Genomic DNA, 13,782 nt, shown 5'->3' on the forward strand with positions numbered 1-13,782 from the left:
TTTCGCGTCTGGACCCACCAGCGATGACCCCATCAGTCGTCGTCGGCCGCCGCTTCGTCGTCGGGATCGTAGCCCCCGGTGCTGCCGTGTTGGGCTGTCTCGACGTCGAACTGCCCCAGTAGTTCCCGGAGGTCGGTCGCCTGGCCGGCCAGCGAGTCGATGCTGTCGCTCACTTCGTTGATCGTCGCCGTCTGCTCTTCTGCCGAGGCAGCGACGTCCTCTGCCTGACCGGCGGTCTCCTCGCTGATCGAACCGATCTCGTCGACCATCGAGACGGTCTGCTCGGTCGCGGTGGCCTGTTCGTCGGTGGCGGCGTTGATCGACTGTATCCCCTCGTTGACCGCTTCGACCCGGTCGACGATGGCTTCCAGTGATTCGATCGCCCCGTCGACGGTCTCGATTCCCTCGGAGACGCTGTCGCCCATCTCCCTGATGTCGGTCACGGCCTCGCCCGTCGAGGACTGGACCTCCGCGATGACCGTCGAGATCTCCTCGGTGGCCTCGCCGGTCTCCTCGGCCAACTGCTTGATCTCGTCGGCGACGACGGCAAAGCCCTCGCCGGCCTCGCCGGCCCGGGCGGCCTCGATCGAGGCGTTCAGCGCGAGCATGTTGGTCTGCTCGGCGATGTCGTCGATGAGGTCGACGATCTCGCCGATCCGGGCCATCTCCTCGTCGAGTGCCTCGACGCGGTCGATCGTCGTCTCGGCCCGGCGCTCGATGTCGTTCATTACGTCGACGGCGTCAGTCGCGCGAGTGCGTCCGGTCTCACCGATCTCGGCAGCCTCCCGGGAGGTGGTGGCGACCTCGTCGGCCTGGGAGGCGACTTCCTCGATAGTTGCGGAGAGATTCGACATCTCGTCGGAGGCCCGCTGGATGTGTTCGTGTTGGTCGTCGGCACCGGCGGCGATCTCCTGGACGGACCGGCTGACCCCCTCGCTCGCGTTCTGGACTTCGGTCGCACTGGCGCTGATCTGCTCTGCGGAGTCCTCGACGTCGGCGGCGAACTCCCGGATGTGGACGACGGTCTGTCCCAACTGGGCGACCATCTCGTTGAACGCCGTCGCGATCTCGGACATCGCCTCGTTGTCGGTGTCGGTGTCGAGTCGCTGTGAGAGGTCGCCGTCCGCGGCGGCACGCATCACCGTCGAGAACTCCTCGGCCTGGCGTTCCAGCGACTCGGCCAGTTGTTCGGCCTCCCGCTGGGCCTGCTCGGCCTCGGTCTTTGCCCGTTCGATGTCGTCGATGAACCCTTCGAGGTCGACCCGCATCGCGTCCAGGGACTCGCCGAGTCGGCCGGGGACCTCCCGGTCGAGGGCGGGGTCGTCGAACTCCTGTCTGGCCAGCGCGTCGGCCTGGTCGGCGACCGTCTGGAGATACGACGCGATGTCACCGAAGGCGTCTTCGACCTGTCCGATCTCGTCCATCCGGTCGGTGTCCGTGGTGTCGTCGCCGATCCGGCCAGCCGCTAGCGCGTCGGCCCGGTTTGTGACCGCCGCGAGCGACCGACGAATGTCCCGGCCGACGAAGGCCCCGAAGGCGACGAACCCGACGAGCGCGAGGCCGAGCAACGCGAAGATGTTCCGCTGGACGCGGTTCCGGACCGCGAAGGCGTTCTCGACGGGAACTCGCTTGACGAGGACCCAGTTCGTCTCGTCGCTCTCGGTGTAGGCGAACAGCTCACCGCCGCCCTGGACGGTCCCGTTCGTGGTGTTTCGGCTGGCCTGGAGTACCTCGTTCTCGGTGCCGTCGGCGTAGCGGGTCAGAATTCTCGACTCGTTCTCGGCGATCTGTATCTCACCGGCCGGGGACAGCACCTGGGTCTTCCCGCCCTCGATGGTAGATCGGAACTGCGAGCCGCGCGTACTGATGTCGTAGGTGAACACGACCGCTCGCGTGCGGTCGGGGATCTTGCTGGCGAAGGCGATATGATAGTCGCCGTCCCAGCGGAACACCTTCGAACGGGCGACGTCGTTGCGACCGTCGAAGACGAGTGTCCCGCGCTCCCAGGCGATCGACATCTCCGAGAGGGTCGTCCCGGTCATCGATTCGTTGGTGCTCCGGTCGATCTCGTTGGTCGCGAGATTCACCAGATGGATCTCGTCGACGGTTCGGTTCCGCCGTTCCCGTTCGTTCTTGATCGTCGCTTCGATCCGGGTGTCTGTAGCGCCGCTGATGTAGTAGTGATTCGAAAGGAGTCTGGTCGCTTCGCGCTGTTCGCTGACCCACTGATCCAACGCCGCGGCTTCCTGTTCCGTGGCCGTCAGCAGTTCGTCGTTGCGCTGTGTGGTCAGTTCTGATGCGATGGACCCCTGCGCTACCAGTCCCGCACTGAGGACGACGACGGCGATGACACCGACCGCGAGGGCGAACTTTCGTAAGTAGCTGTTCCGGACCGCAGCTGGGAGTAGTGATCGTGCCTTCATTCCTGTCCCGAGTGGTTTCCGGATGCTTTCGTGAGACCGATAGTAAATCCACCCCCCTGGTTATCAGGTGTGAATACGGCTATCGACGTGCCGGATTCACGCGCTAGACCACGACACACGCGGTGCGTGCGCGGATCGGAAAGAGGAGTCTTAAGTACCTCCGTTGGATACGAGTTCGTACTATGACGAACGGCAAATACGCCGCCCGCAAACTCAAAAAGGACCGCCAGAAGCACCGGTGGTCCGACTCGGATTACGCGCGACGAGAGCGCGGGCTCGGCAAGAAGTCCGACCCGCTTGAGGGTGCGCCTCAGGGTCGTGGCATCGTTCTGGAGAAGGTCGGAATCGAAGCGAAACAGCCCAACTCCGCGATCCGGAAATGCGTGCGGGTGCAGCTGATCAAGAACGGCAAACAGGTCACCGCCTTCTGTCCCGGTGACGGCGCTATCTCCTTCATCGACGAACACGACGAAGTCACCATCGCCGGGATCGGTGGCGCGAAGGGTCGTGCGATGGGCGACCTCTCGGGTGTCAACTACAAGGTCGAGAAGGTAAACGGCGTCTCGCTGATCGAACTCGTTCGCGGTAACGCAGAGAAACCGGTCCGCTAATCATGAGTACAGAGGATTCCCCCGAGCCGGACGCACCCGGCGCCGACGACGAGACTGCTCGCGCGAAGCTATTCGATGAGTGGGAGGTCACCGACATCGAATACTCCGACCCGTCGACCGAGCGCTACATCACTGTCACGCCCATCGCTCACACGATGGGTCGTCACACCGACAAGCAGTTCAAGAAAAGCGAGATCAGCATCGTCGAACGGCTGATCAACCGTCTGATGCAGACCGACGAGAACACGGGCAAAAAGCAGCTCGCGACCTCGATCGTCCGCGACGCGTTCGAGATCGTCCACGAGCGCACCGAAGAGAACCCCGTCCAAGTGCTCGTCAGTGCCGTCGAGAACAGCGCCCCGCGTGAGGAGACTGTCCGCCTGAAGTACGGTGGCATCTCCGTCCCGAAGGCCGTCGACGTTGCGCCCCAGCGCCGCGTCGACCAGGCTCTGAAGTTCATCGCCGAAGGCGTCTACGGCAGTTCGTTCAAGACGACGACCGACGCTTCAGAGGCCCTGGCCCAGCAGCTGATCGGCGCTGCGAACAACGACGTCCAGGCCTACGCCGTCAACCAGAAAGAAGAGAAAGAGCGCGTCGCCGCCGCTGCGCGGTAACCACTCGATCGTTTGCTGCCCGCGTCGCGGGCCGTTTCTCGGTTTCGTGAGTTTCTGGTAAACCGCCGGCTATATCTTGGTTGACGAGGGAGTGGTCCGCATGGCACAGGAACACGACTCCGTCGAGTTGGTCGGCGACGAGGCAGTCAAACACATCTCGCTCGCGGCGGTCCTCGCGGCGCTGACAGCCGTGTTCGCGTACGTCTCGATCCCGGTTCCCGGACTCCCCGCGCCGATCTCGTTTCAGGTGTTCGGCGTCTACTTCGCGGGCCTCCTGCTGGGACCCCGCTGGGGCGGCTTCTCGATCGCGCTCTATCTGCTGGTCGGGATCGCCGGCGCGCCGGTGTTCTCGAACGGCGGCGCGGGGCTTGGCTACGTCCTCGGGCCGACGGGGGGCTACTTGATCGGCTTCCTCGTGGCCGCGGTCGTCATCGGAGCGATCGTCCACCGTCCGTTCGGTAGTATCGCCGACCGTGGCTCGGGACCCCGCCCGCTCTCGGAGGTTTCGGTCGGCGTCCAGGCCGGCGCGCTCGTCGTCGGCCTCGTCGTCATCTACGCCGTCGGCGTGCCGTGGCTGGCCTACGCGGCCGGCCTCCCGCCGGTGGAGGCGGCGACGGTCGGTGCCGCGGTGTTTCTCCCGGGTGACGCTATCAAGATCGCCGCGACGCTGGCGCTGGTCCGGGGTGGGGCGCTCGCCCGGCAACAGGCCGTATGATCTCCGTCACCGATCTCACCCACCGGTTCGGGGACGCCGTCGCCCTCGATCGCGTCTCGCTGACCGTCCCCGACGGGGAGTTTCTCCTGTTGGTCGGTCCGAACGGAAGCGGGAAGACGACGCTCGTCCGCCACTGTAACGCCCTGCTGGAACCCGATTCGGGGACCGTCACCGTCGACGGCGTCGACGTGACCGAGGACCCGGTCGCGGCACGGACGAGCGTCGGGATGGTGTTCCAACACCCCCGCGATCAGTTAGTGGCTGCGACCGTCGGCGCCGACGTGGCCTTCGGCCCGGAGAACCTGGGGCTGGAGCGGGCGGAGATCGACCGCCGGGTCACCGAAGCACTGGCGGCCGTCGACCTGGCCGGTCGCGAGAAGGCACGTATCGACGAACTCTCGGGCGGGCAGCAAGCCCGGGTCGCGATCGCCGGGGCGCTGGCGATGGAACCGACCCATCTCGTGCTGGACGAACCCTTCGCCGGCCTGGACCTGCGGGCGCGGCGGTCGGTGCTCGCGAAACTCGACGAACTCGCCGCCCAGGGGACTAGTGTCGTCGTCGTCACGCACGATCTACGGGACCTCCGGGAACGGGCGGACCGGATCGTCGCTCTGTCCGAGGGTCGGATCGTCGCCGACGGCGATCCCGAGACGGTCGCGCCCGACCTGGAACCGCTCGGTGTCGACGCGGGATGTTGACCTACGAACCGGGTGTGACAGTGGCCCACCGGCTCGACGCGCGGTCGAAACTCGCCTTCCAGGTGGGGTTCGCCGTTGCCGTCTTCGCCCGACCGACACCGACCCGGCTCGCCGGGCTGGCCGTTCTCGCCGGGGTAGTGCTGACGGCGGGACGGCTCTCGCCGCTGACAGTGCTCCGGAACTACTGGTTCGTCGTCGCTATCCTTGCGCTCGGGCCGCTCTCGGCCGCGGTCGTCCTCGGGCCGCCCTGGCTGGCCCCCGGCCGCGCGCTGGCGCCGACAGTCGAGGTGACCCGCGTCCTCCTGGTACTGTTCGTCAGCGCAGCCTACGTCCGGACGACGCCGGTTCGGGCGACGCGGGCCGCCATCCAGCGACACGTCCCCGGCCGCTTCGGCCAGGCGCTAGGTGTCGGGGTCGCGCTCACGTTCCGGTTTCTCCCCGTGCTCCGGCGGGATCTCCTGTCGGTCCAGGACGCGATCCGGGCACGCGGTGGGCAACGGCGCTCCGTCGTGGACCGGGCGCGCCGGATCGCCGTCGTCGGCCTCGCACGAGCGCTTGGGCGTGCCGATCACCTCTCTGTCGCCCTTCGAGCCCGGTGTTTCGCCTGGAACCCGACGCCGCCGGCAATGGCTTTCGGGCGGGGAGACTACCTGGTGGTCGTGGCCGCCGTCGCACTCGCGGTCTCGCCGCTGGTCACCGCGTGATCAGTCGGCTGCCTTCGTCCCGCTGGTGGCGTACGCGCGGGTCACGTCGACCAGTGCCTTCCGGAATTCGGAGGCGTCGGGGTCGGGTGACAGCGAAGCGAAATGGCGCTTGAACTCCCCGAGGCTGATGCCCTCGGCATCGGCGGCCGCCGCGTGCGCGAGATCATATAGCCGGTGGTCGTCGTCGACGAGGTCGTGGCGCTCACACAGTGCGAGCGCGAACGCGGCGTTGACCGCGGTGATCTCGGGATCGGCGGCCGGCGTCAGCCTGGCGGTCGGTTCGTCCGGGCCGCGATCGCGTGGTGTCGTCGGGGTCACGTGGTCCCAGCCCGGGGGGTCGGCCGGACGGTCCGCGACCGCCGCGGCCAGACTCGCCTCCAGGAAGGGGACGAGTTTGTCACCCGGTGCCATCGCCATCCAGACGTCGTCAGCGTAGACATCGCGCATGTGATTGGCGATCTGGTAGCAGTGGGTGAGTTTCCGCTGTTCGACCGACCGGCCCGCAAGCGCCAGGTAGATCGCCTCCTCTGTCGACTGGGTGTGGGACGGATGGCCCCGTTCGTGGTGGTGCATGTGTGCGAACTCGTGGAGCGCGAGTTCCCGGGCCATCGCGCTGGTCGCGGCCTGCCGGGAGATCGTCAACAGGTGGCCGTCCTCGCTGTGAATCACCCGCGTTCGCTCGTCGGGGTCATCACGGACCCGGACTGTCACTGGCCGGTCGAGATCGTACTCCGTCGAGAAGAGGTCCTGTGCGCCGAGAAACGGTTCGACCGGCCCGCCCTGTACGTGTAGTTCCATGTGTGTCGTTCACAGGGGTTGGGATACCATTAATCCACGGCCGTTCCGTTCTCCTCTCTCGGGAAGAAACGACCGGGCCAAAACGGAATACCCCGAATGAGTGAGATTAGCACGCGTAACTGCCGGAATCAGCCGTCCGGTCGTGGCGAAACACTATCCTTTTGACCCTCCTGTTGATACTCTTCTGTATAATGGGCCGACGTAAGAAAATCGTTCAGGAATGTGAGACACTGATGAACGACCCGGAGTACATCCGGAACATCGCCATCGCTGCTCACGTCGACCACGGGAAGACGACGCTGACTGACAACCTGCTGGCCGGTGCCGGCATGATCTCCGACGACACCGCGGGCGAACAGCTCGCGATGGACACCGAGGAGGACGAGCAGGAACGTGGGATCACCATCGACGCGGCGAACGTCTCGATGACCCACGAGTACGAGGAGCAGAACCACCTCATCAACCTCATCGACACGCCGGGCCACGTCGACTTCGGTGGCGACGTGACCCGTGCGATGCGTGCCGTCGACGGGGCGCTCGTGGTCGTCGACGCCGTCGAGGGCGCCATGCCCCAGACCGAGACGGTGCTGCGCCAGGCGCTCCGTGAGGGCGTCAAGCCGACCCTGTTCATCAACAAGGTCGACCGCCTCATCTCGGAGCTTCAGGAAGGCCCCGAAGAGATGCAGGAGCGCCTGCTCGCGGTCATCCGCGATGTCAACGAGCTCATCCGCGGGATGACCGAGGAGATGGACGACATCGACGACGACTGGACCGTCTCCGTCGAGGAGGGGACCGTCGGCTTCGGGTCGGCGCTGTACAAGTGGGGCGTCTCGATGCCCTCGATGCAACGCACCGGGATGGACTTCGGCGAGATCATGGAGCTCGAACGCGCCGACAAGCGCCAGGAACTCCACGAGCGCACGCCGCTGTCCGATGTCGTGCTCGACATGGTCTGTGAGCACTTCCCGAACCCTGTCAACGCCCAGCCCCGTCGTGTCCCGCGTATCTGGCGCGGGGACGCGGACTCGGAACTCGCCGACGACATGCGGCTCGTCAACGAGGACGGCGAAGTCGTCCTGATGGTCACCGACATCGGCGTCGACCCCCACGCCGGCGAGATCGCCGCCGGCCGTGTCTTCTCCGGAACCCTAGAGAAGGGCCAGGAGCTGTACGTCTCCGGGACCGCCGGCAAGAACCGCATCCAGAGCGTCGGGATCTACATGGGTGGCGAGCGCGAGGAGGTCGAACACGTCCCCGCCGGCAACATCGCCGCCGTCACCGGCCTCAAGGACGCTATCGCCGGCTCGACGGTCTCATCCGTCGAGATGACGCCCTTCGAGTCCATCGAACACATCTCGGAGCCGGTCATCACGAAGTCCGTCGAGGCACAGAACATGGACGACCTGCCGAAGCTCATCGAGACGCTCCAGCAGGTCGCGAAGGAGGACCCGACGATCCAGGTCGAGATCAACGAGGACACCGGCGAACACCTCATCTCCGGCCAGGGTGAGCTCCACCTCGAAGTGATCGGTCAGCGGATCGAGCGCAACCAGGGCATCCCGATCAACACCGGGGAGCCGATCGTCGTCTACCGCGAAGCACCACAGTCCGCGAGCCGCGAGGTCGAGGGTCGCTCGCCGAACAACCACAACCGGTTCTACATCACCATCGAGCCGCTCAACGAGGACATCGTCGAGACGATCAAGCTCGGCGAAGCCTCGATGGATATGCCCGAACTGGAGCGCCGTGAAGCCCTCCAGGAGGCCGGCATGGACAAGGACACGTCCCAGAACGTCGAACACATCCACGGGACGAACGTCCTCATCGACGACACGAAGGGTATCCAGCACCTCAACGAGACGATGGAACTGGTCATCGAAGGCCTCGAAGAGGCCCTCGACGACGGTCCACTCGCTGCGGAGCCGGTCCAGGGCTCGCTCATCCGGCTCCACGACGCGCGGCTCCACGAGGACGCCATCCACCGCGGTCCGGCACAGGTCATCCCGGCAGTCCGGGAGGCCGTCCACAACGCGCTGATCGACGCCGACATCAAGCTGCTGGAGCCGATCCAGCAGGTCCGTATCGACGTGCCCAACGATCACATGGGCGCCGCGAGCGGCGAGATCCAGGGCCGTCGTGGCCGCGTCGACGACATGTACCAGGAAGGCGACCTGATGGTCGTCGAGGGCGTCGCGCCCGTCGACGAGATGATCGGCTTCTCCAGTGACATCCGCTCGGCCACCGAGGGCCGTGCCTCCTGGAACACCGAGAACGCCGGCTTCCAAGTTATGGCCGACAACCTCCAGCCCGACAAGATCACCGAGATCCGCACGCGAAAGGGGATGAAGACCGAGCTGCCGGAAGCGATCGACTACTTCTAGGACCCCACTTTTTACAGCGGGGGTTTCCTCGCTCTCTTGGCTCGCTGCGGGAACCCCCGCTGTAAAAACGTGGGGAAAAAAGGCGGGACCTCGCTCCGCTCGGTCCCGTGAAACCGTGCTCACGATGTTCGCGCGGTACGCTTGTCCCTCCGCAGTCCGACGACTCACTCGGAACAACTGGCCCGTACCGTCGGCGTGAGTTCGGTACAATCGACAGATCGCTACACCTCGCCTCTCTCCTTTCCCATACGTTTAGGCCCCTCTCGGGCCAACGACCGGTATGAGCCGACTCTACCAACTGGTGGACCTCCTGATCGCGGCGCTGATCGCCGGCACCTCGACGTTCATCTGGCAGTCCGTCCTCGGCCCGGCGATCGCGCTGTGGCTCTCGACGCTGTTTGCGGCGATCTACTACTTCTCACGGAACCCGTGGGGGTCCCCGCGGGGCGAGCAGTTCAACGAGTGGATCGACGACATCTACGAGGAGTTTCTCCCCTAATCGACGATCGAGAGGTACTGTTCGCGGGCGCCGATCTCGGTATCGACGGGGCCGTCGTAGCGGATCTCGCCCCGGTCGAAGACGGTGAGTCGGTCGATCAGTCCCTCGAAGGTCCCGACGTGGTGGGTGACCGCCAGCACGCCCCGGTTGTCAGTGCAGTCTATCCGCTCGCACGAAACGCTGGGATTCTTATAGCTACCCCCTCTGAGTCACCGACAATGAGCGGAGATACTCCACAGGAGGTGAGCGGGCGATGAGCGACTCGACCGACGAGGTTCGGTCCTACACAGTTCGGCTCGAACTGGTCGACGAGCCGGGCGAACTGTTGCGGGCGCTCGGACCCATCGCCGACAACGGCGGTAACCTCCTCTCTATCTTCCACGAACGGGGCAACGTCACGCCCCGCGGGCATATCCCCGTGGAGGTCGACATGGAGGCGACCCCCGAACGGTTCGACGGGATCGTCGACGCGTTGCGCGACGCGGGCATCAACGTCATCCAAGCCGGCGCCGAGCGCTACAGCGAGACACTGACGGTCGTCCTCACGGGGCATCTCATCAACACGGATCTCTCGGACACGCTCTCGCGTATCCAGGAGCATACAGACGCGACGGTGACCGACCTCTCGTTGTCGGCCCCCGAAGGGACCGAGGACGCTTCTTCCAGCGCACGGATCAGATTGGCGACCGAACAGAACGCGACCGAGTCAGTGATGGAAACGATCAGAGATATCGCGGCCGAAAAGGAGCTGCGTGTCATCGAACCACTGGCCGCCGGGGGTGAACTATGAGGCTGGCAGTAATGGGCGCCGGCGCCGTCGGCGGGTCGGTCGTCGAACTCGCGGCCGACTACGGCCACACCGTCACTGCATTTTCGGACTCACAGAGCGCCGCGATCGATCCGGACGGTCTCGATACAGCGGCCGTTCTGGACCGGAAAGCAGCGGACGGCATCGTCGGGGACGAGGCACCCGAAGACGCCCTCCAGGCGCCATACGACGTCCTCGTCGAGGCGACGCCGACGACGCTGGGTGATGCCGAACCCGGTTTCGGCCACCTCAAGACCGCGCTTCAACGGGACCGACACGTGGTCCTCGCGAACAAGGGACCGGTCGCCGAACGGTACGCGGATGTCCGGCAACTCGAAGCGGAAAGCGAGGGGACGGTCCTGTTCGAGGCGACCGTCGGCGGTGCGATGCCGGTCCTCTCGACGATCGACGACTTCGATCCGGAACACATCAGTGCGGTCCGGGGAGTACTCAACGGGACGGCGAACTTCATCCTCTCGCGGATGGCCGCAGAAGGGTTGGGATACGAACACGTTCTCGCGGAGGCCCAGGACCTGGGCGTCGCCGAGGCCGACCCGACGTTCGACGTCGACGGCACCGACGCAGCCTTGAAAGGTGTCATCGTCGCCAACGTCCTGGCCGACGGCGGCCGGGAGTACACGCTCGAAGACGCCGAAGTCGAGGGAATCCAGGACATCGCGGGCAGCGCGCTCGAACTCGCCCAAGAGGAGGGGCGGACGATTCGCCTCATCGCCGAAGTCGCGGAGGGGGAGGTCCGCGTCGGCCCCCGACTGGTGCCGGAGAACGTACCGCTTGCGCCGTCGGGGACGCGCAACATCGTCCAACTGGAGACCGAACACGCAGGTCGGCTCAACATCTCTGGCCGCGGTGCCGGTGGCCCTGAAACCGCAAGTGCCGTCCTCGCAGATGTCGGTCGACTCGGGCAGTAGATATCGGAGAACTGATCAACACTGCCCATACGCTTCTGAAACTAGGTGCCTTCATTCGGATTACAGGCACTTGAAATATATCGGAAAATCGAACTATCCCCGGATTATAACACCTGTTGATCTGAGGGAAATTATTATATGCGATCGTGTAGAGTCCGGATATATGGCGACACAATCAGATACGGTGGTGCCTGGTGCGGAAGCCGACGACGCGGTGTTCGGACTCTCGGCGAATATCGCGGCTGCGATCGGCTACATCTTGTGGCCGATCGCGCTGATCTTCCTCTTCGTCGAGGAAGACGGCAACGAGTTCCTGCGATTCAACGCGGCACAGGCCGTTGCCTTCGGGATCGGTCTGTACGTCTTCCGGTTTGCAGTGGGATTCATCACCGGGTCCTTACCGGGAACAATCGCGCTGCTGGCTGGCCTGATCATGGGCGTGTTCAACCTGGCTATGTTCGTCGCGTTCATCTTCCTGGCGTACAAGGCCTATTCCGAGGAGACCATCGAACTACCGATCTTTGCCGACATCGCGCGTTCCATCGAGGAAGCACTGTAGTCCGGGCGAACCGATCACAGACTGATCCGTCAGCGGTGGAACAGGACCCGCCCGGGGCCGATTTTACTGGACACGACGACTGAGTCTCGGGGCCGTCTGGCCTGCTGACGGCTGTGCAGTCCTCCGAACTGCGTTCGCGTGTCTTCACGCGTATACGCGAGAATTACCGCTCTTCGAGACATGACTGTTCGCCACGAACTCGGCGGGATTGGCCGACCCGCGCTCCGGGCGTGCCCGTGGTCGTTCAGCCCGCGCCATGACACGTCATGTCGAACCGCACGATAGCGCGGGGATGACGCCTGCTCGCTTTCGAAATGATTTTATGAACCACCGGCTAAAGATTCCGATACAGCGCCCCTGCGCGTGAGATTCAACAATGAGCGACGAACAACACCAGAACCTGGCCATCATCGGCCACGTCGACCACGGAAAGAGCACGCTCGTCGGCCGCCTCCTGTACGAGACAGGATCGGTACCCGAGCACGTCATCGAACAGCACAAGGAAGAAGCAGAAGAGAAGGGCAAGGGCGGCTTCGAGTTCGCCTACGTCATGGACAACCTCGCCGAGGAGCGAGAGCGTGGTGTCACCATCGACATCGCCCACCAGGAGTTCAGCACGGACACCTACGACTTCACCATCGTCGACTGTCCCGGCCACCGTGACTTCGTGAAGAACATGATCACGGGCGCGAGCCAGGCCGACAACGCTGTTCTCGTCGTCGCCGCCGACGACGGTGTTCAGCCCCAGACCCAGGAACACGTCTTCCTGGCCCGAACGCTTGGCATCGGCGAACTCATCGTCGCCGTCAACAAGATGGACCTCGTCGACTACGGCGAGTCCGAGTACAAGCAGGTCGTCGAGGAGGTCAAGGACCTCCTCAATCAGGTCCGCTTCGACACGGAGAACGCGAAGTTCATCCCGGTCTCGGCGTTCGAGGGCGACAACATCGCCAGCGAGTCCGAGCACACCGGCTGGTACGACGGCGAGATCCTCATCGAGGCACTCAACGAACTGCCGGCGCCGGAACCGCCGACGGACGCACCGCTTCGCCTGCCGATCCAGGACGTCTACACCATCTCCGGTATCGGGACGGTCCCGGTCGGCCGTGTCGAGACGGGTATCCTGAACACGGGCGACAACGTCTCGTTCCAGCCCAGCGACGTCGGCGGCGAGGTCAAGACCGTCGAGATGCACCACGAGGAAGTCCCGAAGGCCGAGCCCGGTGACAACGTCGGGTTCAACGTCCGTGGCATCGGCAAGGACGACATCCGCCGTGGTGACGTCTGTGGTCCGGCTGACGATCCGCCGTCGGTCGCCGAGACGTTCCAGGCCCAGATCGTCGTCATGCAGCACCCGTCGGTGATCACCGAGGGGTACACGCCGGTCTTCCACGCTCACACGGCACAGGTCGCCTGTACCATTGAGTCCCTGGACCAGAAGATCGACCCCGCCTCCGGCGAGGTCGCCGAGGAGAACCCCGACTTCATCCAGAACGGCGACGCTGCGGTCGTCACGGTTCGTCCGCAGAAGCCGCTCAGCATCGAGCCGTCCGGCGAGATTCCGGAACTCGGCTCCTTCGCCATCCGCGACATGGGTCAGACCATCGCTGCTGGTAAGGTCCTCAGCGTCAACGAGCGATAACACATGTCCCAGCAGGCACGCGTTCGGCTCGCAGGCACGAGCCCCGACGACCTCGACAACATCTGCGCCGACGTGCGGGAGATCGCCGAGAAGACCGGTGTCGAGCTGTCGGGGCCGGTCCCGCTCCCCACCAAGACGCTGGAAGTCCCCACACGCAAGTCCCCTGACGGTGAAGGGACTGCGACGTGGGAACACTGGGAGATGCGGGTCCACAAGCGGCTGATCGATATCGACGCCGACGAACGGGCACTGCGCCAGCTGATGCGCATCCAGGTGCCCAACGACGTCTCCATCGAGATCGTCCTCGAGGACTGAGCGAAGCGTCAGCTTCGCGAGGGTCGAGGCGCGCCCACAGGGCGTGGCTCGGGACTGATCGTCGGCCTCGATCTCCGTCCGCGAGG

Annotated in this window: 15 protein-coding genes; 12 read left to right on the forward strand and 3 right to left on the reverse strand. The window is 64.9% G+C overall.

Features of this window, described 5'->3' with window-relative positions; genetic code table 11:
- Positions 1-32: 32 nt before the first annotated feature.
- Positions 33-2,423, reverse strand: a complete 2,391-nt coding sequence (locus tag VJ109_RS09855) for a methyl-accepting chemotaxis protein (protein WP_324756403.1) — start codon at positions 2,421-2,423, stop codon at positions 33-35.
- A gap of 182 nt (positions 2,424-2,605) precedes the next feature.
- On the opposite strand from VJ109_RS09855, the gene VJ109_RS09860 reads away from it, so the two are divergent.
- The 5 genes from VJ109_RS09860 to VJ109_RS09880 all read left to right on the forward strand — a co-directional run bounded on the left by VJ109_RS09860 (position 2,606) and on the right by VJ109_RS09880 (position 5,765).
- The gene (locus VJ109_RS09860; RefSeq protein ID WP_276223153.1) at positions 2,606-3,034 is read left to right on the forward strand and encodes a 30S ribosomal protein S12; all 429 of its coding nucleotides are present in this window, start codon (positions 2,606-2,608) and stop codon (positions 3,032-3,034) included.
- A 2-nt stretch (positions 3,035-3,036) separates the two neighbouring features.
- Positions 3,037-3,648: a 30S ribosomal protein S7 gene (locus VJ109_RS09865; protein ID WP_324756405.1), complete on the forward strand. Its 612-nt coding sequence runs from the start codon at positions 3,037-3,039 to the stop codon at positions 3,646-3,648.
- A gap of 100 nt (positions 3,649-3,748) precedes the next feature.
- On the forward strand, positions 3,749-4,363 hold the full coding sequence (locus VJ109_RS09870) for a biotin transporter BioY (RefSeq protein ID WP_324756407.1): 615 nt from the start codon (positions 3,749-3,751) through the stop codon (positions 4,361-4,363).
- A complete protein-coding gene (locus VJ109_RS09875) occupies positions 4,360-5,061 on the forward strand; it encodes an energy-coupling factor ABC transporter ATP-binding protein (protein ID WP_324756409.1) in 702 nt (233 codons plus the stop codon). Before VJ109_RS09870 ends, VJ109_RS09875 begins: the two co-directional genes overlap by 4 nt.
- Positions 5,055-5,765 carry an energy-coupling factor transporter transmembrane component T family protein gene (locus tag VJ109_RS09880; RefSeq protein ID WP_324756411.1) on the forward strand — a complete coding sequence of 237 codons (711 nt, stop codon included), beginning with the start codon at positions 5,055-5,057 and terminating at the stop codon, positions 5,763-5,765. Before VJ109_RS09875 ends, VJ109_RS09880 begins: the two co-directional genes overlap by 7 nt.
- Here the strand turns inward: VJ109_RS09880 and VJ109_RS09885 are convergent, their stop codons facing one another.
- On the reverse strand, positions 5,766-6,563 hold the full coding sequence (locus VJ109_RS09885) for a DUF5781 family protein (protein WP_324756412.1): 798 nt from the start codon (positions 6,561-6,563) through the stop codon (positions 5,766-5,768).
- Between the two features lie 191 nt (positions 6,564-6,754).
- Here VJ109_RS09885 and VJ109_RS09890 point away from each other — a divergent pair, with 191 nt between their 5' ends.
- Both VJ109_RS09890 and VJ109_RS09895 read left to right on the forward strand, forming a co-directional pair.
- The gene (locus VJ109_RS09890; protein ID WP_324756414.1) at positions 6,755-8,944 is read left to right on the forward strand and encodes an elongation factor EF-2; all 2,190 of its coding nucleotides are present in this window, start codon (positions 6,755-6,757) and stop codon (positions 8,942-8,944) included.
- Positions 8,945-9,224: 280 nt separating this feature from the next.
- Complete coding sequence (locus VJ109_RS09895; RefSeq protein ID WP_324756416.1) at positions 9,225-9,443, forward strand: hypothetical protein; 219 nt, start codon at positions 9,225-9,227, stop codon at positions 9,441-9,443.
- Here the strand turns inward: VJ109_RS09895 and VJ109_RS09900 are convergent.
- A complete protein-coding gene (locus VJ109_RS09900; RefSeq protein WP_324756418.1) occupies positions 9,440-9,583 on the reverse strand; it encodes a hypothetical protein in 144 nt (47 codons plus the stop codon). The genes VJ109_RS09895 and VJ109_RS09900 overlap by 4 nt on opposite strands.
- Positions 9,584-9,696: 113 nt before the next feature.
- Here VJ109_RS09900 and VJ109_RS09905 point away from each other — a divergent pair, with 113 nt between their 5' ends.
- From VJ109_RS09905 to rpsJ, 5 genes are all read left to right on the forward strand, one after another.
- On the forward strand, positions 9,697-10,233 hold the full coding sequence (locus VJ109_RS09905; RefSeq protein ID WP_324756420.1) for an amino acid-binding protein: 537 nt from the start codon (positions 9,697-9,699) through the stop codon (positions 10,231-10,233).
- Positions 10,230-11,180 carry a homoserine dehydrogenase gene (locus VJ109_RS09910; protein WP_324756422.1) on the forward strand — a complete coding sequence of 317 codons (951 nt, stop codon included), beginning with the start codon at positions 10,230-10,232 and terminating at the stop codon, positions 11,178-11,180. Before VJ109_RS09905 ends, VJ109_RS09910 begins: the two co-directional genes overlap by 4 nt.
- Positions 11,181-11,343: 163 nt before the next feature.
- On the forward strand, positions 11,344-11,739 hold the full coding sequence (locus VJ109_RS09915; protein ID WP_324756424.1) for a DUF4870 domain-containing protein: 396 nt from the start codon (positions 11,344-11,346) through the stop codon (positions 11,737-11,739).
- A gap of 376 nt (positions 11,740-12,115) precedes the next feature.
- Positions 12,116-13,381, forward strand: a complete 1,266-nt coding sequence (gene tuf, locus VJ109_RS09920) for a translation elongation factor EF-1 subunit alpha (protein WP_324756426.1) — start codon at positions 12,116-12,118, stop codon at positions 13,379-13,381.
- Between the two features lie 3 nt (positions 13,382-13,384).
- Positions 13,385-13,696: a 30S ribosomal protein S10 gene (gene rpsJ, locus VJ109_RS09925; RefSeq protein ID WP_276223131.1), complete on the forward strand. Its 312-nt coding sequence runs from the start codon at positions 13,385-13,387 to the stop codon at positions 13,694-13,696.
- Positions 13,697-13,782: the final 86 nt, after the last annotated feature.

The organism is Haloarcula montana, from assembly GCF_035666295.1.
Taxonomy (GTDB): Archaea; Halobacteriota; Halobacteria; order Halobacteriales; family Haloarculaceae; genus Haloarcula; species Haloarcula montana.

Bases quoted from the DNA above. Each gene is read 5' to 3' on its own strand.
- VJ109_RS09875 (WP_324756409.1), top strand. From the start codon at position 4,360: ATGATCTCCGTCACCGATCTCACCCACCGGTTCGGGGACGCCGTCGCC.
- VJ109_RS09905 (WP_324756420.1), top strand. From the start codon at position 9,697: ATGAGCGACTCGACCGACGAGGTTCGGTCCTACACAGTTCGGCTCGAA.
- VJ109_RS09910 (WP_324756422.1), top strand. From the start codon at position 10,230: ATGAGGCTGGCAGTAATGGGCGCCGGCGCCGTCGGCGGGTCGGTCGTC.
- VJ109_RS09865 (WP_324756405.1), top strand. From the start codon at position 3,037: ATGAGTACAGAGGATTCCCCCGAGCCGGACGCACCCGGCGCCGACGAC.
- VJ109_RS09855 (WP_324756403.1), bottom strand. From the start codon at position 2,423: ATGAAGGCACGATCACTACTCCCAGCTGCGGTCCGGAACAGCTACTTA.
- VJ109_RS09885 (WP_324756412.1), bottom strand. From the start codon at position 6,563: ATGGAACTACACGTACAGGGCGGGCCGGTCGAACCGTTTCTCGGCGCA.
- VJ109_RS09860 (WP_276223153.1), top strand. From the start codon at position 2,606: ATGACGAACGGCAAATACGCCGCCCGCAAACTCAAAAAGGACCGCCAG.
- VJ109_RS09915 (WP_324756424.1), top strand. From the start codon at position 11,344: ATGGCGACACAATCAGATACGGTGGTGCCTGGTGCGGAAGCCGACGAC.
- VJ109_RS09870 (WP_324756407.1), top strand. From the start codon at position 3,749: ATGGCACAGGAACACGACTCCGTCGAGTTGGTCGGCGACGAGGCAGTC.
- VJ109_RS09880 (WP_324756411.1), top strand. From the start codon at position 5,055: ATGTTGACCTACGAACCGGGTGTGACAGTGGCCCACCGGCTCGACGCG.
- tuf (WP_324756426.1), top strand. From the start codon at position 12,116: ATGAGCGACGAACAACACCAGAACCTGGCCATCATCGGCCACGTCGAC.
- VJ109_RS09890 (WP_324756414.1), top strand. From the start codon at position 6,755: ATGGGCCGACGTAAGAAAATCGTTCAGGAATGTGAGACACTGATGAAC.
- VJ109_RS09895 (WP_324756416.1), top strand. From the start codon at position 9,225: ATGAGCCGACTCTACCAACTGGTGGACCTCCTGATCGCGGCGCTGATC.
- rpsJ (WP_276223131.1), top strand. From the start codon at position 13,385: ATGTCCCAGCAGGCACGCGTTCGGCTCGCAGGCACGAGCCCCGACGAC.